The organism is Sinorhizobium fredii NGR234, assembly GCF_000018545.1.
GTDB lineage: Bacteria > Pseudomonadota > Alphaproteobacteria > Rhizobiales > Rhizobiaceae > Sinorhizobium > Sinorhizobium fredii_A.
The window spans coordinates 1426789-1448050 of the sequence record NC_012586.1 but is presented as its reverse complement, the minus strand read 5'-3'; the positions used below and the strand labels follow the sequence as shown (position 1 = coordinate 1448050).

Sequence of the window (21262 nt, the reverse complement as noted above, 5' to 3'; positions counted from 1 at the left end):
GGTCCTCGATGGAAAGCGATCGAGACAAAGACGTTCAGGCGATCCGCTCGCTTGTTGCACGCCAGTTCAACAGCATCAGTTGGCGGGAAGGGGAAACGCCGGACTGGGCGGCGTTCGAGAGGGACTTCCTTCCCGACGCGGCGCTTTACGCGTCGGCTCGGCCCTTGCGGTCACAAACGACCGGGCAATTCATCGAGCGCATGAGCGGCCTGGTGGGAAAGACCTTGCACAGCTTCGAGGAAACGGTTCTCGGAAGCAGGATACACGTCTTCGGAAATGTGGCGGTCGCGGTGATCGCTTGCGAAAACGTCGAGAACGGCATGGAGACGAACCGCAATGTCGAAATGATGCTGCTCGTCAAGGATGAAGGCGTTTGGCGTATCGCCGCGCAGGCCTGGGACAGGCAAGACGCCGCCAATCCGGTGACAAGCCAGGTCTGGGAACCTGAAGGCCGATCCCCGTGAGTCGGGTCACCCTTGGGCGGCGATCCGCGATGATGTCGTGCGGGCCAAGAAGCGCTTGAATGCCTCAAGGGTCTCTGGGCTCGCATGATGCTCCATCCCCTCGGCGTCGATGCGAGCGGTTTCGGGCGAAACGCCGATCGAGCACAGGAAGGATTCGACGATCTGGTGCCGCTCGCGGCAAAGCTCCGCGAGCCTCCGGCCGGCGTCGGTAAGAAAGATGCCGCGATAGCGGCGCTGCTGGATATATCCCTCGGAAATCAGCCTTTTCAGCATCTTGGCGACGGTGGGCTGGGCAACACCGAGGCGCTGGGCAATATCCACCTGGCGGGCCTCGCCGCCGTCCTCGAGGAGGTCGGCGATAAGTTCGACATAATCCTCGACGAGCTCCGTGCGGCGGTTGTTCCGTGTCTGCCGAAAGCTTTCGACCTGTGCGTCGGCGTCGATCAAGCCTGTTTCGACATCGTGCCCGACATTCTCGTGCTGCGGCAATTCCGGCGTTCCCTATGCTGAAGTTCGACTTCCATCGAAATAATATAGCTAAGGCTATTTTTCAATATGATCACGAATATTCGAACGGGCCTGAGCCAATACGCGCTGGCGCCTCCATCAAATTATAGCACTTGCTATATTACAGCTGCCATGCTCTATTTCATCTAAATTGCTAAGTGTAGATGGGAGCCGACATGCTGAGATGGACCCAGGCGGCATTGAGCAGACGAAGCCTGCTGCTGGGCGGCGGCGCGGCGACCATCGGCGCGACGACGATATGCGCGAGCAAAACAGTGGCCCAGGAGGGCCACGGCGACCACGGTGCGCCAGCCACGGTGCAAATGTCCGGGACCACGCCTTCGCAACATTCCGCTCATGGGGCGATGATCACTGTCGGGACGGTCGACAGCGATCGCAACGGCTTCCATCCGACGGAGATTTTGACGGACTGGTATACGGGAACCGTTACCGACCTGCCGGATGGGCGAAAGCTCAGGACCTTCGAAATCACCGCGGAGGACAAGGAGATCGAGATCGCACCCGGCGTGATGTTTCCGGCCTGGACCTACAACGGCCGGGTGCCGGGCCCGGCGCTCAGGGCGACGGAAGGCGAGCGGCTCAGGATCATCTTCCGGAATTTCGGATCGCATCCGCACTCGATGCATTTCCATGGCATTCACTCGGCTCGCATGGACGGCGTGCCCGGCGCCGGTGTCATCGCTCCAGGCGACGAATTCGTCTACGAATTCGATGCGCGGCCTTTCGGCTGCCACCTCTACCATTGTCATGCCCTGCCCTTGGCGCGGCATCTTCACAAGGGCATGTACGGCCTCTTCGTCGTCGATCCGGATCCGGCGCGTCACCCCGACCATCAAGACGTGGCGAAGTCCCGCCTTCTTGGCTCGCCGGAAAACGCCGAATGGCAGGAACTGGCGATGATCATGAACGCTTTCGACACCAATTTCGACGGTGAGAACGAGTTCTATGCCTGCAACACGATTGCCCATTGCTATGCCAAGGAGCCGATCAGGATCGAAAAGGATCGGCCGGTCCGCATCTACCTGGTGAACATCACCGAGTTCGATCCGATCAACTCGTTCCACCTGCATGGAAATTTCTTCGACTATTTCGACCAGGGTACGACGCTTACGCCTACCCTGCGCATGGTCGACCTCATCATGCAGTGCCAGGCGCAGCGCGGCCTTCTCGAATTCACCTACAGGGAGCACGAGGCCGGGCTCTACATGTTCCACGCCCATCAGTCCGAATTCACCGAGCTTGGCTGGATGGGCATGTTCGATGTCGTGGAGACGCTGTCATGAACGAGAACCCGCGCAACTTCCCGCCGGTCTCCACGACAGCGCCCGGCCCGCGACATTTGCTGTGGCTCGTCCTGCCGTTGATCGTGCTGGTCGCCGCGGCTTTGTGGCTCCTACAGGGCGATCAACTGCGCGGCTTCAACAATGGTGCTCCGCCGGTCGAAAACCTGACGGTCGAACGAACGGTGCTCGACGAAGACGGCTTGCGGCTGCAGGTGCGCGCCGGCAGCTCGGAGCCTATGACGATTGCACAGGTGCAGGTCGATTCTGCCTATTGGCAATTCCGGCAGGAACCCTCCGGTGCCATTTCGCGCGGCGATACTGCCTGGGTGGCGATCCCGTTTCCGTGGGTTCTCGGCGAAGCTCACAAGGTGACATTCGTCACCAACACGGGCGCGACCTTCGACCATGAAATTCCGGTCGCCGTTCCGACGTCGAAGGTGAGCGGCGGCGGGCTCGCCTCTCAAGCCCTCCTCGGTGCCTTTGTCGGCATCCTGCCCGTGGCGATCGGACTGCTGTGCTACCCGGCGCTGCGCGGCGCCGGCCGCAACGCCATGACCTTCCTGCTGGCGATGACGGTCGGCCTGCTCGCCTTCCTGCTCGTCGACACGATGATCGAAGCACTGGAACTTGCCAATGAAGCGGCCCCGGTCTTCCAGGGAGCCGTGATGGTTGTCCTGGTCGCGGCCGCGAGCTTCCTGGCGCTCGTCGCAATCGGCCGCCGCCATGGCGGCTCCCCGACGGGCCTCGCGCTCGCGACCTACATCGCGATCGGCATCGGCCTGCACAATTTCGGCGAGGGCCTTGCCATCGGCGCGGCTTTTGCGGCGGGTGCCGCGGGGCTTGGAACGTTCCTGGTGCTCGGCTTCGCGCTTCACAACATTACCGAGGGGATCGGGATTGCCGCGCCAATCCTGAACATCCGCCCGAAGATCGTCCATTTCCTCGGCCTGGCGATGCTGGCCGGCGGGCCTGCGGTGCTCGGCATCTGGCTCGGCAGTCTGGCCGTCGCGCCCCATTGGACAGCGATCGCCCTGGCGGTGGGCGCAGGCGCCATCGCCCAGGTCATCGTCGAAGTCACGGCACTCGTCGCAAAAGGCCACGACGCCCGTGGCGACTACACCCGCATGCTCAACTCCGCCGCATTCGGCGGCCTCGCGGCTGGGCTCGCGTTCATGTATGTGACTGCGATGCTCGTCAAGATATGATACCGAAAAGGGGGCGCCAAGAAGATGCGGCGAGCCGGCTGATCTCACCACCCTCGCCTGCTCCGTCGGCGCCGCTCACCGTCGCTCGTCTTCATTGCCGGTTTGCGATCCGCTCGCACCGGGCACGCATTGCGGCGCGGCAGCGCAAGCGCCTTACTCATTGACTTTCCACACCAACGGGCCTTGCGATGACTGGCAGCCATGCGGCGCGGGAACGTTGCCGAAGGTTTCGTGCAAGCGCTTGCAGCCCCATGCATTGAGAGGCCCTGGCATACGGATGTTCAGTTCGATGCCGACCTCGTCGTAAGGCTTCTCGGTGTTGGTGACATAAGCGTACCATCTCCAGCCGACGACCAAGACCATGGTGACGACCGTAATGAAAAGGACGGAAACGACCTTCTTCAACTGCGCACTCCTAGTTTCCTTTGACTCTTGCGGTCTTCAAGCTCCGCCCTTGGAAAAGGCAGAACGCGCGCACAGCTAGCGCGATGGTTGACGGAAATCCAGCACCACAATCGACCGCAATGGAATTTTTGCGTTATGCATAGCAAATTCAACAATGCGTCTGCGTGAACATTCGTGAGCCGACGATGGCGTTCGAGTGTGATGGTTTGGGTCAAGGTCTGTGGGAAGAACTGCGCTGGTTCTGGCGTTTCCGACGAAGCCGGCGGGTTGCTGTTCCATGGCGCCGCCCGGGGATCGCCGATAGGGAATGGATAGAGCGCCACACGCAGATGTGGCGTTTCGGAGATACGACCGTCGCCGTGGCATAGCTCGACGGCCGCCGCTGGATCGTCAAGGAGCGCTTCTGGTTCGGTTGGCCTGATCCGCCGCGCTACGTCCTGTTCGTCCTCGAGGGCGAGATGGTCTGGATGGCCAAGGATTTCGACCGCTGGCCGCCGCAATGGCGCAAACCGTGGGACGCGGCGTGAGCCCGCGACGCCTCCCCGTTTTCCCCTCCCCGGGCGCTAACCAATGGACGGCGTGCGATAGAGCAGCGTGGCGCCAAAGCGGATCTCTGTATCCACCACATATTTCAGCACCGCCTCTGGCGCGACGGGCAGACCGAGGCCGAGCTTTTCAGGCGCGCTGACTTTCCCCTCGCCATCGGGCAGCAGGTGTTCACTGCAAATCGCCCATGACAGCGACGGCCGGTCCATCGGGTATTCGCACAGGCTATGGCGCTCCAAACCGGCATAGGCCTGCAGCGCTGCGCTCAGCGCCAGATGCGACGTATAGGTGTGATTGACGAAGGACGCGCCTCGCTGATCAGCGTACAGCGCAACGTCGCGGGCAGCCGCGATCCCGCCAATCCGGCCGCAATCGATCTGGATCACGCCGACATCGGCAATGTCCAGGAGCTGGCGCGCCTGCGCGATGGAGTGAACGTTTTCGCCCGCCGCCACGCGCTTGCGCCCGTGATAGTGGCTGAAATCGGCAAAAGCGCCGAGCGCAGTCGCATCGAACGGCTCCTCCACCCACTCCACATCGAACGCGTCCAGCAGGTGCGAATAGGACCTGGCGGCCGCGACATCGTTCCCCCAGACGCGCGCCGCATCGAGGAAAAGCCGGCCGTCCCGCCCCAACCCTTCACGCGCGGCCGCAAGCTGGTCCCGATCGGCGGCGAAATCTCCGCCGCCAAACCCGTTCCAGCCGGTCTTCACGGCGCCATATCCCGCTCGAACAAGACGCCGCATGTCGAGATAGGTCTGCTCGGGCGCCGAAGCGAAGGGCTGGACGACATAGGGTTGCTTGGGGAAAGCCTTTTCATAGCCCAGCAGCCGATAGACCGGTTCTTGGAGCCTTTTCCCGAGTGCGTCCCAAAGCGCCATCTCGACGCCCGAAAAGATATGCGGCGCTTGAAGCACGTTCATGCTGCTTTCAGCGATCCGCTGCGCCATTCTGGCGATGTCTGCAGGGTCCTCGAGCCTCTCCCCGAGCACCGAGGCGCCGATCGGCTGTGAGGTGCTGTGCGACTCTGGCGTGACGAAGGCGGCAAGCGACACGAAGGGTGCTGCCTCGCACTCGCCCCAGCCCTCGAACTCGCCGGCACGCACTCTGACCAGCAGCGTATCCTTGACCGGATCGCGCGCCGCGTCGAAGTCCGGCACCTGAAGAAGGAAAAGGTCGACGGCATCGATACGGGTCACCCTGACCTCCCCTCTTCCGAAAGGATCAGATCCGCACCGCGTTCGCCGATCATCACGGTCGGGGCGTTGGTGTTGCCGCTGACGAGATGCGGCATGATCGATGCGTCGACGACGCGCAACTTCTCGATGCCGTGGACACGCAGGCTGCTGTCGACCACCGCCATCGGATCGGGTCCCATCTTGCAGGTTCCGACCGGGTGGAAAACCGTGACGCTTTCGCGGCGCAGGAATTCCTCCCAGTCGGCATCCGTCATCTCAGGTTTGCCGGGCGCCAGTTCCTCGACGACATGCCGGGCGAGCGGCGGCGCGGCGAAAATGCGGCGAATATATTTGGAGCCGGCAATCAGTGCCCGGACGTCGCTCTCCGCTTCGAGAAGCCGGGCAAAAATCCGCGGCGGATCGCGGAAGTTGCCGCTGCGGAGCGTGAGATGGCCGCAGCTTTCCGGGCGGCTGACATTGGGGATGGCGGTCACCACCGGGTCCTTGAGGACGATCAGTTCGTCCGGCGTCAGCTTGTACCCGACCGGTGTGAAATGCAGCTGCAGATCGGGGTCCGAGCGGCTCGGATCGGAGCGCATGAAAACCATAGCCTGGGCGCCGGGCGCCGTGCCGGGACCGCGGCCGCGCAACAGCCAGTTCGCGCCGTGCAGCGCGGATTTGAAGAGCCCCGCCTCGCTATTGTAGGTCGGCTGGTCGACCCGGTAGGTGAGGTAGACGCCGACGTGGTCTCTGAGGTTCTTTCCCACCCCTGGCAGATGATGGCAGGCTTCGATGCCGAAGCTCGCAAGTTCGGCGGCGTCGCCGACGCCCGAAAGCATCAAAAGCTGTGGCGAGGCGATCGTGCCGGCCGATAGGATGACCTCGCGCCGCGCCCGCACGATATCCCGCGTGCTGTCGCGTCGAATATACTCGATGCCCACGGCGGCACGGTCTTCGAAGATGATGCGCGTGACCTGCGCCTTGGCGCGAACCTCGAGATTTCTGCTGCCGCGACTGGGTTTGAGGTAGGCATCGGCGGCGCTGTGACGCCTGCCGAAGATCTGGTTCGCCTGGACGAAACCGGCGCCTTCCTGCGACCGGCCGTTGAAGTCGTCGTTCGCCGGCAGGCCGGTGGCAATCGCCGCTTCGACGAATTTTTCGGCCAGGGGATGGCGGCTGCGCAGGTTGGACGTACGCAGCGGCCCATCGCCGCCGCGATAGGCGTCCGCCCCGTTCTCGCTCGTTTCGCTGCGCTTGAAGTAGGGCAGCACATCCGCATAGGACCATCCCGGATTGCCGAGCGCCGCCCAGCTGTCATAGTCACTCGCCTGCCCGCGCATATAGACGAGCCCGCAAAGCGAACTGCTGCCGCCTATGACTTTTCCGCGCGGCCAGACATCCTGCCGGCCGCAGCGGGTTGGGTCGGGTTCGGTCAGATAGTTCCAGTCGTATTTCGGGTTGCCGATCCCGTAGAGATCGGTCGCCGCAGGCATCTTGATGATCGGCGAACGGTCGCTGCCGCCCGCCTCGAGGAGCAGCACGGTGTTACGGCCGTCGGCACTCAGGCGGTTGGCCAGCACGCAGCCCGCCGAGCCTGCGCCGACGATGATGAAGTCGAATTCTTCCATGATGGCTCTAGCCGTAACGATGGTAGACGGTGCGGATCTGGGTATACTTCAGCACGCCGTGCTTGCCGTCCTCGCCGCCGATGCCGGATTCCTGGTGGCCGTTGTGAAAACCCTGCAGCGCCTCGCCCATCGTCCGGTTGACGTAGATCTCCCCGAAACGAAGCTCGCTCTGCGCGCGCATGATCAGCCGGTAATCATTGCTGAACAGGAAGGCGGATAGGCCGTAGCGGGTGGCGTTGGCAAGGCGGATCGCCTCCTCGAAGCTGTCGATGCGGATGACCGGGGCGATCGGCCCGAAGGTTTCATCCTTGAAGATCGACATCTCCGGGGTGACGTCGGTCATCACCGTTGGCCGCACCCAATAGCCGGTCGCGGGCAGCGAGGGGAGACCATGGCCGCCGCATCGCAACGTCCCGCCTTCTGCCCTGGCGACGTCGATCGCTTCGGACACCTTTTGGAACTGGACCCGGTTGACCAGCGGGCCGAGATCGACGTTCTCGCGCGCGCCGCCGACCTTCAGGCGGTTGGCGCGTTCGACCAGGCGCTCGACGAAATCGTCATGCACGTCCCGGTGCACCAGGATCCGCTCCGACGAGGTGCAGACCTGGCCGCTGTTCTCGAAGCTGGCAAAGGCGATGGCGTCGGCGGCGAGGTCGAGATCGGCGTCCTTCCAGACGATCGCCGGCGCACTGCCGCCGAGCTCGAGCGAAACACGCGCGAGCGTCATCGCGGCGCCGGCCATGATCCTCTTGCCGGTGTCGCGGTGGCCGGTCATCGTGATCATGTTGACGAGCGGATGCGCGCAGAGCCGGGCGCCGACCGCGCCGCCGCCGGTGACGAGGTTCAGGACGCCGTCGGGCACGCATTTCTGCTCGGAAATGAGCTCGATCGCCCGGATCGTGGCAAGGGGGGTGACCTCGGTCGGCTTCACCACCATGGTGTTGCCGGTAAGGAGGGCCGGTGCCGCCTTGCGGATGAAAAGATCCAGCGGATAGTTCCAGGCGGTGATCGCCGCAACGACGCCGACCGGTACGCGTGTCAGGAGGATCGTCTCGTCGCGATTGTCCGCAGGCACGATCTCGCCCTCGATACGCCGGTCCCATTGGGCCATGTAGTCGAGATAGACCGCCGCGTTGTCGACATCCTCGCCCGCCTTGCGCAGCGGCTTGCCGACTTCCGCACTGATGAGTTCGGCAAGCTCCTGCCTGTTCTGCGAAAGGCAGGCGGCCATTGCGCGCAGCGCATCCGCCCGTCGCCAGGGCTCGAGCGCCGCCCAGGCCGGCTGTGCTGCAGCCGCGGCTTCGACCGCGCGGCGCACCTGGTCCTCGCTGGCGCTCGGAACGCTGCAGATTTCGCGCTCGGTCGCCGGATCGACCACGGGCAGGCCGGCGTTCTCGCCGACTTCCCAAGCGCCGTTGATCAGAACGGTCGTCAACGCGGTTCCTCCACCATCTGCAATCCGACGGCAAGACCGTCGCGCAGCGCCGTGAGGTCGTCGGTGGTGGCCATGAAGGCGATGTTGAGGCTGCGTGCCAGATCGCGATCGAGCTTGCTCAACACCGGCATCGCCCAGGGCTTGTCATGCGCCTGGGCGGCGCGAGCGATACGCGTGATATCGTCGTGATCGCTGCCGTCGGCGAGATATTCGCCGCGTCCGCGCGCCAGCGAAAGATCGTTCGGCCCGATGAAGAGTCCATCGACCGCGGCGAGCCCGGCGATCTTCTCGACCTCCTCCAGCGCCTGCGCGGTTTCGATCATCACCCAGCATTTGGTCCGGCGGTTCTCCGCCTCGACGAAGTGGCGCGGCGCCGGCATGTAGTTGACGGTCTTGCCGCCCCCGAAACCGCGCACGCCGAGCGGCGGGAACTTGGCGAAGGCCGTGGCCGCCCGCGCATGCTCGACGCCCTCGATCTGCGGCAGGATCACGCCGTCGCTGCCGAAGTCGAGTGCATGCTGGATAGGGACGCGTTCGGCGCTGGCGACGCGCGTATAGACGGTCATGCCGAAAGCCTTGGCGATCGTGATGCTGCGCGCCGCGGTCGAGGGCTCGAAGGTGCCGTGCTCCATGTCGATGATGACAGTGCCGTAGCCGAGGATCGATGCGATCTCGCAGGCATTCTCGTTCGGTGTCATCAGCCAGAAAGCGAGTTCGGTGTGCCGGCTTGCCATGCGTATTACGGTCATCATTCGCCTCCAAAGGATCCGGCCATGGCGCCGCCATCGACCGGGTAAAGCCCGCCTGTTAGATAGCTCGCAGCCGGTGAACAAAGGAATATCGCAAGATTGGCGACATCCTCCACTTGCGCGAAGCGGCCCATCGGGATCGCGGCGCGCCATGTGGCGGCGTCCTGGGGGGTTGCGACCGTGCGGAACATGTCGGTCTCGACGACATGCGGCAGGATCGCATTGACCCGGATATTGTCGCGGGCGTGGTCGAGCGCCAGGACTTTGGTCAGCCCGATGACGCCGAATTTCGTGGCGCAGTAGACTGCCCGGCGCTGAAAGCCGGTGATGCCGGCGGTCGAGGAGACCTGGATGATGGAGCCGCCCTCGCCGTGCGTCCGGGCGTGGGCGATGAAGCGTTTCGACAGCCAGAGCACGCTGTTGAAGTTCAGCTCCATCAGTTCGTCGGTGCGCTCGGCGGTGATCTGGTCGGTGGCGACACCCCAGGAGCGCCCGGCGTTGTTGACCAGGAAATCCACCCGATCATGGGTGGCCAGCGCCCGGTCGAACACCGTGTCCGCCGTGCCGGGGATCGAAAGGTCTCCGCCGATGGCGGTTATTTTGTGATCATCGCGGGAAAGCTCGGATGCGCGTCGAGATAGCCGGCCTGCGTCGATGTCCTGGACGATGACATGAGCGCCGAGGTCGGCGAAGGCGCCGGCGATCGCGGCGCCGATGCCGCCCGCAGCACCGGTCACCAGGGCCACCTTGCCACGGAAAAGTGTCGTGTCGAATGTATTTGCAGTCATTGGGATACCCGCCATGCCGACAATGCGGCTTCATCGATGTCGAGCCCGAGGCCGGGCCGTTCAAAGGGTTCGACCATGCCACCGTCGAATGTGAACAGCGGCGCGCGCAGGAACTCTTCCCGCCACGGTGACGGATCCATGTCGCACTCGAAGTAGTCAGCGTTCGGCAGCGCGTAGAGAAGGTTGAGACATGCCGCGAGACTGACGGCGGTGCTGTAGTTCTTGCTGGAGAAGCCGAGGTGGCGCATCTGCGCGTAGGCGGCGATCTTGCGTGCCTCGGTAATGCCGCCGACCTGAATGACATCAGGCTGGACCATCTGGATGGCGCCGGCATCCATCATCGCGGCAAAATTGAACTTGTTGGTCTCGGTTTCGAAGCCGGCGATCGGAATGCGGGTCCGACGTGCGAGCTCGGCGCAGCCGGCAATGTTCTCCGGCTGCGTCGGCTCCTCGAACCAGCGAACGCCGATCCGCTCGAATTCGTCGGCATAGGTCATTGCGGTGCGGGCATCGAGCGAGGTCGTCGCATCGCACATCAGATCGAGGTCGCCACCCAGCGCGTCGCGTGCCGCACGCACTCTTGCGAGGTCGCGGGCAATCGAAACGCGATGCGGCGTTTCGTCGAGAACGCCGGCATGCACCGCCGAGGCGATATTGCCGACCTTCATCTTGTAGCCGCGATAGCCGGTCGACCGCGCCTTGGCGACGTCCTCGGCAAGGTCGTTGATCGAATAGTCGCGGCGGTAATAGCCCGAGGAGGCGTAGGCGCGCAGCGGCCGCGCAAACCCTCCCAGCAGGCGCCACACGGGCTCGCCCGTTGCCTTGCCGAGAATGTCCCAGAGCGCGATGTCCACGGCCGACAGGCAGGAGAGCAGAATTCCCTTGCGGCCGTGATAGTATGTCTCCTGATAGACCTTCTCCCACAGATATTCCGGACGGCGCGGATCGTGGCCGACGATCAGCGGCTGGATCTGTTGTTCGAGCACGGTCGTCGTGGTGGCCCAGGGGCCTCCCCACATCGCCGCCTCGCCCCAACCGAAAATGTCGGGATCGTCGGTGTGCACCTTGACCAGCACCGCCTCGCGCGACTGGTATTCGCCGCGCGGGTAGGTCAGCGGATAAGGCATCTGGTATGCCAGACAGAAGGTCTCAAGCCCGGTAATCTTCATGTCGGATCACTCAATTCGTACGCAGGCAGACGATCCGCTCAGGCTGGACCTCTAGACCGACGCGATCGCCGTTCTTGAACGGCTGGTAGCTTTCGTTTCGCACCGTCAGAGCCACCGCCGGGGAAACCCTGACGACATACTCCGTCGTGCCGCCGAGGAAGCGGCTCTGCTCGACGACGCCGGAGAGACCCGGTGCCGACGGCGCCGAAAGGCGAATGTCTTCCGGTCGAATGGCGATGGCCTTCGCCGCCGCGTCGGCGCTGCAGGGCAAGGGTATGACGATGTCGCCGCTGGCCTTGAACGTGTCGGCGGCGACCGCCCCCTTGACGACATTGGCGCCGCCGATGAAATCCGCCACGAACGGCGTCTCCGGATTGCGGTAGAGCCGCGTCGGCGTATCGAGCTGTTCGACGACCCCGCCGTTCATCACCGCAACATAGTCGGAGAGGACGAGCGCTTCGCTCTGGTCATGGGTGACGAAGACTGTGGTGATCTTCAGTTCCCGGACGATGCGGTTGATCTCGTCGCGCATCTCCTCGCGCAGCTTCAGATCGAGCGCCGAAAGCGGTTCGTCCAACAGCAGGATGTCCGGTTGGATCGCCAGTGCCCGTGCCAAGGCGACGCGCTGCTGCTGGCCGCCGGAGAGCTGTTTTGGCGACCGCTCGGCAAACTTGCCCATCCGCACGATGTCGAGCGCCGTTCTCACCCGTTCGTCGCGCTTGGCGCGCGCCATGCCGCGCATGCGCAGGCCGAAGGCAACGTTGTCGGCAACGCTCATATGCGGGAACAGCGCATAGGATTGGAAGACCATGCCGATGTTGCGGTGCCGCGCCGCCGTGTGCGTGATGTCCCGATTTGCCAGCAGGATCGTCCCGGCCGTCGGCTGTTCGAAACCGGCAATCATGCGCAAGGTCGTCGTCTTGCCGCAGCCGGACGGTCCGAGCAGGCTCAAAACCTCGCCCTGCGCCAGCGAGAAGCTTACGCCTTTGACGGCGTGGAAGCTGCCGAAGGTCTTTTCGATATCTTGAAGCTTGAGGGTCACTGTTTTCCCACCTGAGCCGTGGCGGCTGGACGGCGCGTGCCGTCCAGCCGCGCGCTTGTTACTGAACCTGGGCCTTGGCCTTCTGCCAGACTTCGGTCGCCTTCGCCTCGTAGGCAGCGCCCAGCGAGCGCTGGAACTGAACCCGCGACAGATTGGCCTCCGCCTGATCGACGCCGAGGCTCGCCTTGAGCGCCGGATCCATCAGCGCCACCGCCTTCTGGTTGGCCGGCGCATAGCCAAGCTCCTTGCCAAGCTGTGCCTGGACTTCCGGCGAGATCATGTGGTCGATGAAGGCGTAGGCCGCTTCGGGATGCGGCGCCTGGCTGACGAGGCACGGCCCGTCATACCAGGCGATGAAGCCCTCCTCGGGATAGGCGAGCTCGATGTTGAGCCCCTTGGCCTTGGCCTGCCGGAAGCCGCCGTCATCCGTGTCGGCGATCCAGATCTCGCCGGCTGCGAGAAGCTGGGCCATCTCGTCATAATGCTGGTAGACGGTCCTGACATGCGGCATGTCGGTCTCGAGCGTCTTGGCGATTGCCTGCCACTGCTCGTCGCTCAGTTCGCCGTATTCGAAGCCAGATTGGAAGACCGTCCGGTAGGCCTGCTCGTTGGCCTTGTCGATCTTGCCGATCCGTCCCTTGAACTTTCCGGAATAGACGTCCTTCCAGGACTTGATCGGGCCGCCGGTCTTTGCCGGGTCGTAGGCGATCAGCCCGTTCGCGCCCCAGGAATAGGTGACGTGAACATGGGTGCCGTCGGCCTTGGGCTTCTGGAACGGTGCATACATGTCCTTGAAGTTTTCGAGCTTCGATACGTCGAGCGCATCGATCAGCTGCTGCTTCCTCGCGACTTCCTCGTAGCCGACGCCGAGGAACACGACGTCATAGGTGCCGAGGCCGGAGGCGCGGATCTTGTTCATCGCCTCCTTTTCGTCGGCGTAGTAGTCGATATTGACCTTCGTACCGTATTTCTCCTCGAAGGCAGGTAGCGCGAAGTCGATATAGTTACCCCAACTCAAGACATTGATTTCGCCACCGATCTTCTTGTCCGCCGCCCAGCCTGCGCTGGCGGTGAGACAGATCGTTACGGCTGCGGCCGTTGCCGCGAGCATTTGACGCCTATTCATCCATTCCTCCCGTGATGATGCTAGTTGCGTTTGGACCAGGTGAGACTGAGTGCCGTGGCGCTGAGCAGCAGAGTTGCCACAAGGATCAGCGTGGACACGGCATTGATCTCGGGGGTGATGCCCACCTTGACGATCGAATAGATCCGGATGGGCAATGTCGTCGTGCCGGCCGACGTCAGGAAGAAGCTGACGACGAACTCGCCGATCGAGATTGTGAAGGCGAAGAGCGCGGCACCAATGATTCCCGGCATGATACCCGGCAGAGTCACGCGCCAGAGGACCGAGAGTTCGCCGGCGCCGAGCCCGCGCGCCGCCTCCTCCAGCGAGCGGTCGAAACGCGCCAGGCTGGAGATGAGGATGAAGGTGCAATAAGGCAGCGACAACAGGACGTGCCCGAGCAGGACGGCGACGAAGCCGGTCTGGAAGCCGATGTAGCGGGCGAAGAGCAGAAGCGACACGCCCATGATGATGCCCGGCGCCAGCATCGGCATTACCGTCAGCAGCATGAACAGGCTCTTGCCGCGGAAATCGTGCCGCACGATCGCCAGCGCCGACAGCAGGCCGAGCATGGTCGCGACAGTGGTCGAGACGATCCCGACCTGCAGGCTCGTCCAGAGCGACTGCAGCGTCTTCGTGTCTTGGAATAGCTCGGCATACCAGCGCGTATCGAGATGCTCGATCGGCAGCGTGGTGATCGTGTCCTGGTTGAAGCTGGTGATCACCACCAGGGCGATCGGCAGGTAGACCATTGCGTAGACGAGCAGTGTGAAAGTTCCGAGAACCCAGCGTGTCATCGTTCGCCCTCACTCATGACCGAGCATGCTGCGGTTGACGTCGAGGAAACGGCCAACGATCAGCAGGCAGGCGAGGATGCTCGCCAGGAGAACCATCGACAGTGCCGCACCGAACGGCCAGTCGAAATTCGAGAAGGCGGTGGTGATCAGGTTGCCGTACATCATGCCCTTCAGACCGCCAAGCATATTGGGAACGACATACTCACCGACCGCAGGGATGAAGGTGATGACGCAGCCGGCCACGATACCGGGCGCAATCAGCGGCAGGGTGACGTAGATGAAGCGCCGGAACGGGTCCGCACCGAGATTTTCCGCCGCCTCGAGCACGGAATTGTCGAGCCGTTCGATCGAAGCGTAGATCGGCACCAGCATATAGGGCAGGTAGATGTAGATGAGGCCGATGATGACCGAGGTCTTGGTGAAGAGGAGCTTGATCGGCTCGTCGATCACGCCTGCCGACATGAGCAGCCAGTTCATCAATCCGGCTTCGCCGATCACCAGATTCCAGGAGTAGGTGCGGATAAGCACGCTCACCCAGCCGGGCACGATCAGGGCGAGCACCAGCAGCACGCGCCAGCGCGGCGAGACGAAGCGAACGATGTAGTAGGCCAGCGGCAGCGCCAAGGCGAGCGAGCCGATCGTCGTCAAGAGCGCCATGCCGGCAGATGAAGCCAGTGTTCCCAGATAGAGCGGATCGCCGGCAATCTTCTCGTATTGCGTCAGTTGAAGCGACGGCTGGATCAGGTAGTTCTCGTCGATCGCCCAGAAGCCATAGACGGCCATCAGTGAAATCGGTGCGACGAAGAGAATGAGCAGCGTCAGCAGCGGCGGAAGCAGCAGGCAAGCCAATTGCCCATGCGTGCCTGCTCTCCTCAAGGCTATTGCGGTTTCCATTTGCGTCCTCCCACGCATCTTGATTGGCAACCTAATAAGCGCTACGCTATTTTGCAAATTTATTGTTATTATGAACTCTATAGGAAATTGAAATACCGATGTCGGGTGATCTGGATATCGATCTGCTGCGCGCGTTTGCCACCGTTCATCAGTCCGGGGGGTTCTCGCAGGCCGCGGAAATTCTCGGACGCAGCCAGCCGGCGATCAGCTTGCAGATCAAACGGCTGGAAGAGCGGGTGGGCGGCCAGGTGTTCGAGCGCAGCGCCGCGCGCGGGGTGCCGCTGACGCCGGTCGGCATGACGCTGATGGAGTACGCGCGCCAGATCATCGCGCTCCACGACGAAGCGCTCGCCCGGGTGACGCTGCCCAGCATCAAGACCTTCGTGCGGCTCGGCATCCTCGAAGAGCTCGGCAACTACCGTCTCCCGGCGGTGCTCCATTCCTTCTCGAAAGTCTTCCCCGAGGCCAACCTCCAGGTTCAGGTCAAGCTCAGCAACAGCCTGATGATCGAAATGCTGCAGGGCCGGCTGGACATTATTGTCATCGCGGCGGAGGCGGAGGTCCCGAACTCGATCCCGCTCTGGTCGGAGCAATTGGTCTGGGTCGCGTCGAACGCGGTGCCGAGCCCTATGCGCCAGCCGATGCCTTTGGTGACGCTCCCCGATCCGTGTTTCTACCGCAAGGCCGCGATCCGGGCGCTTTCGGCGGCGGAGCAACCCTACACGACCGTTTGCAACAGCAGCACGATGGCCGGAATTCGCGCCTCGGTGATCGCCGGCATCGGCGTCACCGTGATGGGCAAGACGGAAGTGACGGAGGGACTGCGGGTGCTCGGAAGCGACGCCGGTCTGCCCCGGCTCTCCGACGCCGACGTCGTCATCTATTTCCGCGACAAGGGCTTCGAGAGCGTTGCGAAGGCGCTGGCGGCCCATGTCCGCAAGAGCATCGCCTGACCACACTCACAGCCATGGACGGATTTTCGATGACCACCGCACCCCGCTCCGCCAACCCTGCAATCGGCTTCTGGCTGGAAAGCGACAGCCAGAAGGCCTGCGAGCTCGCACGTCTCGCCGGTTTCGATCTCGTCCTCTTCGACATGGAGCACGGCATTCTCGATCTGGCGGCACTCGACCGACTGCTCCCCTTCTGTCAGTCGATCGGACTGACCGCCTATGTGCGCCTGGCGGACGCGACGCGACCCAACATCCAGCATGCGCTGGATATCGGTGCGGACGCGATCGTTTTGCCGCAACTTCGGGATGCGGCGCATGCGCGGGAAGTCAGCGAATATGCGAAGTTTGCGCCTCTCGGCACGCGCGGCGTCGGCTATGGCCGCACGCAGCGCTATGCCGGTGCAACGAACAGCTTCTTCGAGACGGAGAACGTCCGGCGGCATTGCTATGCGATGATCGAAACCGCCACCGCCTTCGAGGAGGCGGCCGCCATCGCAGCGCTGCCCTGCGTTGACGGATTGTTCATCGGCCCGGCCGACCTTTCGGTGGCGCGGGGGCGCGGTGCGTTCACGGCCACGGACGCCGATCTTGCCGATCTTCGTCACATCGCTGCGGTCGCCGCCCGCGCCGGAAAGCACTGGGCTGTTCCCGCAGCAAATCCGAGGCTGCGCGAGACGGCGCTGCCGCTGGCGCCGAGCTTCGTCATGGTCGGTGACGAACTGTCAGCCCTTTCGGCAGGATTTTCGGCGATGATCGGATCGCTGCCCGGTCGGCGCTGAATACGGAACGCGTCTCAGCCTTCCGCCACCAGCTTTGCGAGCGCCAGGGAGGCGGTAAGGCCGGGCGATTCGATGCCGAACAGGTTGATCAGTCCGGGTACGCCATGCACGGCAGGACCCTGAACGAGGAAATCCTGGTTGGCGACCTCGGGAGGCACTATTTTCGGCCGAATGCCGGAATAAGCGGGCAGCAATGCACCATCCTTGAGGTCAGGGAAATAGCGGCGCACACCGGCATAGAAAAGCGCCGCCTTGGCCGGATCGACATCATAATGCGGCTTGTCGACCCATTCGATGTCCGGGCCGAAGCGGGCCTGGCCGGCAAGGTCGAGCGTCAGGTGGATCCCCAAGCCGCCCTTCACCGGAACGGGATAGATCAGGCGCGAGAACGGCGCCTTTCCGACAAGCGAGAAATAATCCCCCTTCGCGAAGTATTCCCTCGGCACGAGCGCCGGTGGCATCCCGTCGATCAGGCGCGCCAGCTTGGGTGCGGCGAGCCCGGCCGCATTGACGAACAGACGGCAGCCGAGGCTCATTGGTTCGGCGCCGCCGACATCGACCACGACGCCGCGATGGGTCACCCGCCCCCGTTCGACCGGGCTGTTGCAAACGAGAACCGCGCCGGCGTCCTCGGCATCGCCAAGCAGCGACAGCATATAGGCGTGACTGTCGACGATGCCGGTCGAGGGCGACAGCAGCGCCCCGGTCGCAGCGAGCGCCGGTTCGAGGGAGCGTGCCTGCGAGGCAGAGATTTGCCTGAGATCGGGAACACCGTTCCTTGCCGCCTTGGCGGCGATCGTCGGCAACTGTTCCAGCTCCGATTGAGAGGTTGCTACGATCAGCTTTCCGCATTGTCTGTGAGGGATGCCGCGCTCCTGGCAATAGGCATAGAGCAGCCCCCTGCCCTCCACACACAGGCGCGCCATCAGACTGCCCGCGGGATAGTAGATCCCGGCGTGAATGACTTCGCTGTTACGCGATGAGGTTTCACTGCCGATGCGATCGGCCGCTTCGAGGATGATCACCTCGCGACCCGCCAGCGCCAGGGCGCGCGCAACGGCAAGCCCGACCACGCCCGCCCCCGCGACGATACATTCCACTTGCTCCTCGGACATAACAGGCGCTTTAGCACAGGATGCCCCGTGGGCGCTAGGCCACCTCCCGGCGTTAGACTCGGCCCATCCGACGGCGAATGCCCGTTATTTCCATGCCTTCTCGCCCGTTCGGGTCATAGCTAATTCTTGACTATGCGCCCCGTTGTGCGAGCCTTGATGGGAAGACGACCGAGCGGCAGGCGGTGCACTTAAAAGCAAACTTTATGCTCTTAACCCCACCGAAACCGTCCGGTCACACTTCCCCATTCTATGGGAGGTTCCCATGTTCAGCAGGAAGGAATGGCACGCTCAAGAGTCCGAGGCTTCGTCGGCTTTTGCCGTTGGCGTCTTGCTCTTGTCGGTTGGCCTCATCGTCGCCTATCTGGTGCTGGCGGCCGGCGTCGCTGGTGACAAGACGTCGGGTGCCAGGGTCTATGCACCTTTGACGCAAGAGAGGCTCTCACCACCCGGAAGATCATGACGAGCGGCGGGGCTGTCGGGCAAAGGCCACGGCCCGCACTTCTACAGCGCCGCGCGCCTCATCAGGCGCGCAAAGGTCGCCGTAACACTTTGAATTGCTGCATGTCTTTGTCCTTAAATCGAGGTCGATTGAAGGAGACATGCAGTAGCTAGATGATCACCTGTTCGCCCAGCTCGACGACACGATTGGCCGGCAGATGGAAGTAGTCGGTCGGGTCGATTGCCGAGTCCGCCATCGCGATGAACAACCTGTCCTGCCATCTCGGCATGCCTGAAGCGGGATCCGGCACAAGCTTACGCCGGCCGAGATAGAACGACGTCGACATGATCTCGAACTTGAAGCCTTCCTTACGGCAGCGCGCCAGCGCCCTCGAGACGTTCTGGTCGTCCATGAAGCCAAATCGCAGTTCGAGCTTGCTGAACCGGTCGGAGAGCTTCGTCAGCGTATAGCGATCCGTCTCTCCGACATAGGGTACCCTCGCCGTCTTGATGGTCAGGATGACGTTGTGCTCGTGCAGCACGTGGTTGTGCTTGATGTTGTGCAGCAGAACGGACGGGGTCGTATCAGGAGTGGCGGTCAGGAAAATTGCCGTTCCCGGCACCTCGACCGGCCCGTGCTCGGACTTTCGTTCGATCGCAGCGATGAACTGGTCGAGGGGCACTTCCAGACGGGCCGTCTTCTCGCGCAACAGCGCCACGCCTCTCCGCCAGGTCCACATGATCGTGATCAGCGTGCCGGCGAACAGGATCGGCACGTAACCACCGTGGTGAACCTTGAAGAGGTTGGCGCCGAGAAAGACCATTTCCAAAAAGAACAAGGGGAGCAGGACCGCCGCTGCCGTCAAGACCGCCCAGCCCCACTGGCGGCGAACGAACTCGAAAGCAAGTACCGTGTCGATCAGCATGGCGCCGGTGATCGATACGCCATAGGCCGGAGCGAGAGATTCCGAACTGCCGAATACGAACATGAGAACCAGGACGCCGGTCAGCAGCGCCGTGTTGACCAACGGCAGGTAAATCTGGCCCGTATGCGTTTCCGAGGTGTAGCAGATCTCGAACCGTGGCAGGAACCCGAGATGGATCGCTTGCCGGACCAGCGAGAACGCTCCTGTTATCACCGACTGGCTGGCAATGATCGTCGCCAGCGTGGCAAGGATGACCACCGGCAACAAGGCCCATTTCGGAAACATCAAGAAGAATGGGTCGGAGATCGCCTCGGGGTGCGACAGCACCAGCGCGCCCTGGCCGAGATAGTTCAAGGTCAAGGCCGGAAACACCACCGCAATCCACGCCGCCTGAATCGGCGCGCGTCCGAAGTGCCCGAGATCGGCATAGAGAGCTTCCGCCCCCGTGACCGTCAGGAACACCGCCCCGAGGACGATGAAGCCGACCAGGCCGGCATCCCATAGGAAGCCGACGGCGTGTACGGGATTGAAGGCTCCCAGGATCGCCAGGTCGTCGCCGATATGGGCCACACCCGCCGCGCCCAGGACCAGAAACCAGATGAGCGTGATCGGCCCGAAGAAGACCGCGACGGCGCCGGTGCCACGTGACTGGACGGCAAACAGCAGCACCATGATCGCGACGGAGATCGGCAGCACGTAGTTATGCAGATCCGGCGTCACCAGCTTCAGCCCCTCGACGGCCGAGAGCACCGACAGCGCCGGCGTGATCATGGCGTCACCGATGAACAGAGAGGCGCCAAAAATGCCGGTAAAGAACATCAGTACGGGATATTTGGTGCCCTTCTTCATCAGCAGCGCAAGAAGGGCCAAAGTGCCGCCTTCGCCATTGTTGTCGGCGCGAAGCAGCAGGATCACGTATTTGATCGTCACGATGATCGTCAGCGTCCAGATGACCAACGAGATGAGGCCGATGATCTCTGCTCGGTCGACGCCGCCCGCGGCAAAGGGGCGCAGTGCCTCGCGAAACGCATAGAGCGGGCTGGTGCCAATGTCGCCATAGACGACTCCCACGGACCCAAGCATGAGGCCGAGAAACTGGCGCAGACTATTGGCCCGTGCCGGTACATGATCGACGGAGGCGGTCATGGATTCTCCACGTCAGAAAGGCCCCGGAGTAAAGGACGCGCGATGCACGCCTGTCGAACAGTTCGCATTCGCGCGGGCGACAACTTCTCTGCAACGCGCGGAACACCTAGAAGTTTCTATCCTCGTATAGAACTGTATCGCTAACTTCCATGGCCGCGAAAGAGAATCCAGCAGAATCTGCGCCGAACAATTCCAACCGATGCGCGGCGGTCCCGGGAGGACGGCCCGGTGCTGGTGCACTCACAAGAGGCCCTTAGCGGGCATACGATAGGCCAGGTAGGCGAGTGCAAACAGCGCAAGCATCCAGATAGAGACGATAACGACGGCTGCTAAGATGCTGTAAGGTTTCCTTTCGCGGATGGCCGCCGTCCTCCTGAACTCGGCCATCAGATCCGCTGGAACAAGACGGACCGTGAGTGCAATGGCGATGGGGAGAATGAACAACTCGTCCAAGTAGCCCAGAATCGGGATGAAATCGGGGATGAGGTCGATCGGGCTCAGGGCGTAGGCTGCGACAGCTCCCGCCGCCGCCTTTGCATACCAAGGTGTTCGTGGGTCACGGGCAGCTATCCACAGCGCCACGACGTCGCGCTTCAGATTGCGTGCCCATTGCTTGACTCGTTCCCATGACATTCGCGCTTCCTCTCACACCGCTTGAACCTGCAACGGGT

21 protein-coding genes are annotated in these 21262 nt (G+C 62.9%); 6 read left to right on the top strand and 15 right to left on the bottom strand.

From position 1 onward, the window contains the following. The first annotated feature begins 8 nt into the window (after positions 1–8). A complete protein-coding gene (locus tag NGR_RS06880; protein WP_015887531.1) occupies positions 9–464 on the top strand; it encodes a nuclear transport factor 2 family protein in 456 nt (151 codons plus the stop codon). Positions 465–470: 6 nt separating this feature from the next. Here the strand turns inward: NGR_RS06880 and mntR are convergent, their stop codons facing one another. After that, positions 471–953: a manganese-binding transcriptional regulator MntR gene (mntR, locus tag NGR_RS06875; RefSeq protein ID WP_015887530.1), complete on the bottom strand. Its 483-nt coding sequence runs from the start codon at positions 951–953 to the stop codon at positions 471–473. A gap of 194 nt (positions 954–1147) precedes the next feature. On the opposite strand from mntR, the gene NGR_RS06870 reads away from it, so the two are divergent. Together NGR_RS06870 and NGR_RS06865 are read left to right on the top strand one after the other, a co-directional pair. Next, positions 1148–2275 (top strand): multicopper oxidase domain-containing protein, encoded by a 1128-nt coding sequence (locus NGR_RS06870; protein WP_015887529.1) that lies wholly within the window; start codon positions 1148–1150, stop codon positions 2273–2275. Continuing rightward, positions 2272–3480 (top strand): ZIP family metal transporter, encoded by a 1209-nt coding sequence (locus tag NGR_RS06865; RefSeq protein ID WP_015887528.1) that lies wholly within the window; start codon positions 2272–2274, stop codon positions 3478–3480. The genes NGR_RS06870 and NGR_RS06865 overlap by 4 nt, the downstream gene beginning before the upstream one ends. A 153-nt stretch (positions 3481–3633) precedes the next feature. On the opposite strand, the gene NGR_RS06860 is transcribed toward NGR_RS06865, so the two are convergent. The 11 genes from NGR_RS06860 to NGR_RS06810 all read right to left on the bottom strand — a co-directional run bounded on the left by NGR_RS06860 (position 3634) and on the right by NGR_RS06810 (position 15234). Then, on the bottom strand, positions 3634–3885 hold the full coding sequence (locus NGR_RS06860; protein ID WP_015887527.1) for a hypothetical protein: 252 nt from the start codon (positions 3883–3885) through the stop codon (positions 3634–3636). A gap of 563 nt (positions 3886–4448) precedes the next feature. Beyond that, on the bottom strand, positions 4449–5630 hold the full coding sequence (locus NGR_RS06855) for an enolase C-terminal domain-like protein (RefSeq protein ID WP_015887525.1): 1182 nt from the start codon (positions 5628–5630) through the stop codon (positions 4449–4451). Continuing rightward, a complete protein-coding gene (locus tag NGR_RS06850) occupies positions 5627–7237 on the bottom strand; it encodes a GMC family oxidoreductase (protein WP_015887524.1) in 1611 nt (536 codons plus the stop codon). The genes NGR_RS06855 and NGR_RS06850 overlap by 4 nt, the downstream gene beginning before the upstream one ends. A gap of 7 nt (positions 7238–7244) precedes the next feature. Further along, complete coding sequence (locus tag NGR_RS06845) at positions 7245–8672, bottom strand: aldehyde dehydrogenase family protein (protein WP_015887523.1); 1428 nt, start codon at positions 8670–8672, stop codon at positions 7245–7247. After that, positions 8669–9421, bottom strand: coding sequence for an HpcH/HpaI aldolase family protein (locus NGR_RS06840; RefSeq protein WP_015887522.1), 753 nt, complete (start codon positions 9419–9421; stop codon positions 8669–8671). Before NGR_RS06840 ends, NGR_RS06845 begins: the two co-directional genes overlap by 4 nt. Beyond that, the gene (locus NGR_RS06835; RefSeq protein WP_015887521.1) at positions 9421–10209 is read right to left on the bottom strand and encodes an SDR family NAD(P)-dependent oxidoreductase; all 789 of its coding nucleotides are present in this window, start codon (positions 10207–10209) and stop codon (positions 9421–9423) included. Before NGR_RS06835 ends, NGR_RS06840 begins: the two co-directional genes overlap by 1 nt. Next, positions 10206–11378, bottom strand: a complete 1173-nt coding sequence (locus NGR_RS06830; RefSeq protein ID WP_015887520.1) for a mandelate racemase/muconate lactonizing enzyme family protein — start codon at positions 11376–11378, stop codon at positions 10206–10208. Before NGR_RS06830 ends, NGR_RS06835 begins: the two co-directional genes overlap by 4 nt. Before the next feature lie 10 nt (positions 11379–11388). Continuing rightward, positions 11389–12420 carry an ABC transporter ATP-binding protein gene (locus NGR_RS06825; protein ID WP_015887519.1) on the bottom strand — a complete coding sequence of 344 codons (1032 nt, stop codon included), beginning with the start codon at positions 12418–12420 and terminating at the stop codon, positions 11389–11391. Between the two features lie 58 nt (positions 12421–12478). Then, complete coding sequence (locus tag NGR_RS06820; RefSeq protein WP_015887518.1) at positions 12479–13546, bottom strand: ABC transporter substrate-binding protein; 1068 nt, start codon at positions 13544–13546, stop codon at positions 12479–12481. 20 nt (positions 13547–13566) lie between these two features. Beyond that, positions 13567–14340: an ABC transporter permease gene (locus NGR_RS06815; protein ID WP_015887517.1), complete on the bottom strand. Its 774-nt coding sequence runs from the start codon at positions 14338–14340 to the stop codon at positions 13567–13569. A 9-nt stretch (positions 14341–14349) separates the two neighbouring features. Next, positions 14350–15234 carry an ABC transporter permease gene (locus NGR_RS06810; RefSeq protein WP_015887516.1) on the bottom strand — a complete coding sequence of 295 codons (885 nt, stop codon included), beginning with the start codon at positions 15232–15234 and terminating at the stop codon, positions 14350–14352. Positions 15235–15332: 98 nt separating this feature from the next. Here NGR_RS06810 and NGR_RS06805 point away from each other — a divergent pair, with 98 nt between their 5' ends. Both NGR_RS06805 and NGR_RS06800 read left to right on the top strand, forming a co-directional pair. Then, positions 15333–16187 carry a LysR substrate-binding domain-containing protein gene (locus tag NGR_RS06805; RefSeq protein WP_015887515.1) on the top strand — a complete coding sequence of 285 codons (855 nt, stop codon included), beginning with the start codon at positions 15333–15335 and terminating at the stop codon, positions 16185–16187. Between the two features lie 29 nt (positions 16188–16216). Continuing rightward, positions 16217–16966, top strand: a complete 750-nt coding sequence (locus tag NGR_RS06800; RefSeq protein WP_164923943.1) for an aldolase/citrate lyase family protein — start codon at positions 16217–16219, stop codon at positions 16964–16966. Positions 16967–16980: 14 nt separating this feature from the next. Here the strand turns inward: NGR_RS06800 and NGR_RS06795 are convergent, their stop codons facing one another. Further along, positions 16981–18081, bottom strand: coding sequence for an NAD(P)/FAD-dependent oxidoreductase (locus NGR_RS06795; RefSeq protein ID WP_164923942.1), 1101 nt, complete (start codon positions 18079–18081; stop codon positions 16981–16983). Between the two features lie 262 nt (positions 18082–18343). On the opposite strand from NGR_RS06795, the gene NGR_RS06790 reads away from it, so the two are divergent. Then, on the top strand, positions 18344–18541 hold the full coding sequence (locus NGR_RS06790; protein ID WP_164923941.1) for a hypothetical protein: 198 nt from the start codon (positions 18344–18346) through the stop codon (positions 18539–18541). A gap of 148 nt (positions 18542–18689) precedes the next feature. Here the strand turns inward: NGR_RS06790 and NGR_RS06785 are convergent, their stop codons facing one another. Both NGR_RS06785 and NGR_RS06780 read right to left on the bottom strand, forming a co-directional pair. Continuing rightward, positions 18690–20591 carry a potassium transporter Kup gene (locus NGR_RS06785; RefSeq protein ID WP_015887512.1) on the bottom strand — a complete coding sequence of 634 codons (1902 nt, stop codon included), beginning with the start codon at positions 20589–20591 and terminating at the stop codon, positions 18690–18692. A gap of 240 nt (positions 20592–20831) precedes the next feature. Beyond that, entirely contained in the window at positions 20832–21224 is a 393-nt protein-coding gene (locus tag NGR_RS06780; RefSeq protein ID WP_015887511.1) for a YkvA family protein, read from the bottom strand. Positions 21225–21262 lie beyond the last annotated feature (38 nt).

Excerpts from the sequence above, each read along its gene's own strand:
- NGR_RS06790 (WP_164923941.1), top strand. The coding sequence starts at position 18,344 with ATGTTCAGCAGGAAGGAATGGCACGCTCAAGAGTCCGAGGCTTCGTCG.
- NGR_RS06840 (WP_015887522.1), bottom strand. The coding sequence starts at position 9,421 with ATGACCGTAATACGCATGGCAAGCCGGCACACCGAACTCGCTTTCTGG.
- NGR_RS06880 (WP_015887531.1), top strand. The coding sequence starts at position 9 with ATGGAAAGCGATCGAGACAAAGACGTTCAGGCGATCCGCTCGCTTGTT.
- NGR_RS06800 (WP_164923943.1), top strand. The coding sequence starts at position 16,217 with ATGACCACCGCACCCCGCTCCGCCAACCCTGCAATCGGCTTCTGGCTG.
- NGR_RS06870 (WP_015887529.1), top strand. The coding sequence starts at position 1,148 with ATGCTGAGATGGACCCAGGCGGCATTGAGCAGACGAAGCCTGCTGCTG.
- NGR_RS06850 (WP_015887524.1), bottom strand. The coding sequence starts at position 7,237 with ATGGAAGAATTCGACTTCATCATCGTCGGCGCAGGCTCGGCGGGCTGC.
- NGR_RS06820 (WP_015887518.1), bottom strand. The coding sequence starts at position 13,546 with ATGAATAGGCGTCAAATGCTCGCGGCAACGGCCGCAGCCGTAACGATC.
- NGR_RS06815 (WP_015887517.1), bottom strand. The coding sequence starts at position 14,340 with ATGACACGCTGGGTTCTCGGAACTTTCACACTGCTCGTCTACGCAATG.
- NGR_RS06810 (WP_015887516.1), bottom strand. The coding sequence starts at position 15,234 with ATGGAAACCGCAATAGCCTTGAGGAGAGCAGGCACGCATGGGCAATTG.
- NGR_RS06865 (WP_015887528.1), top strand. The coding sequence starts at position 2,272 with ATGAACGAGAACCCGCGCAACTTCCCGCCGGTCTCCACGACAGCGCCC.
- NGR_RS06805 (WP_015887515.1), top strand. The coding sequence starts at position 15,333 with ATGTCGGGTGATCTGGATATCGATCTGCTGCGCGCGTTTGCCACCGTT.
- NGR_RS06780 (WP_015887511.1), bottom strand. The coding sequence starts at position 21,224 with ATGTCATGGGAACGAGTCAAGCAATGGGCACGCAATCTGAAGCGCGAC.
- NGR_RS06785 (WP_015887512.1), bottom strand. The coding sequence starts at position 20,591 with ATGACCGCCTCCGTCGATCATGTACCGGCACGGGCCAATAGTCTGCGC.
- NGR_RS06795 (WP_164923942.1), bottom strand. The coding sequence starts at position 18,081 with ATGTCCGAGGAGCAAGTGGAATGTATCGTCGCGGGGGCGGGCGTGGTC.
- NGR_RS06830 (WP_015887520.1), bottom strand. The coding sequence starts at position 11,378 with ATGAAGATTACCGGGCTTGAGACCTTCTGTCTGGCATACCAGATGCCT.
- NGR_RS06835 (WP_015887521.1), bottom strand. The coding sequence starts at position 10,209 with ATGACTGCAAATACATTCGACACGACACTTTTCCGTGGCAAGGTGGCC.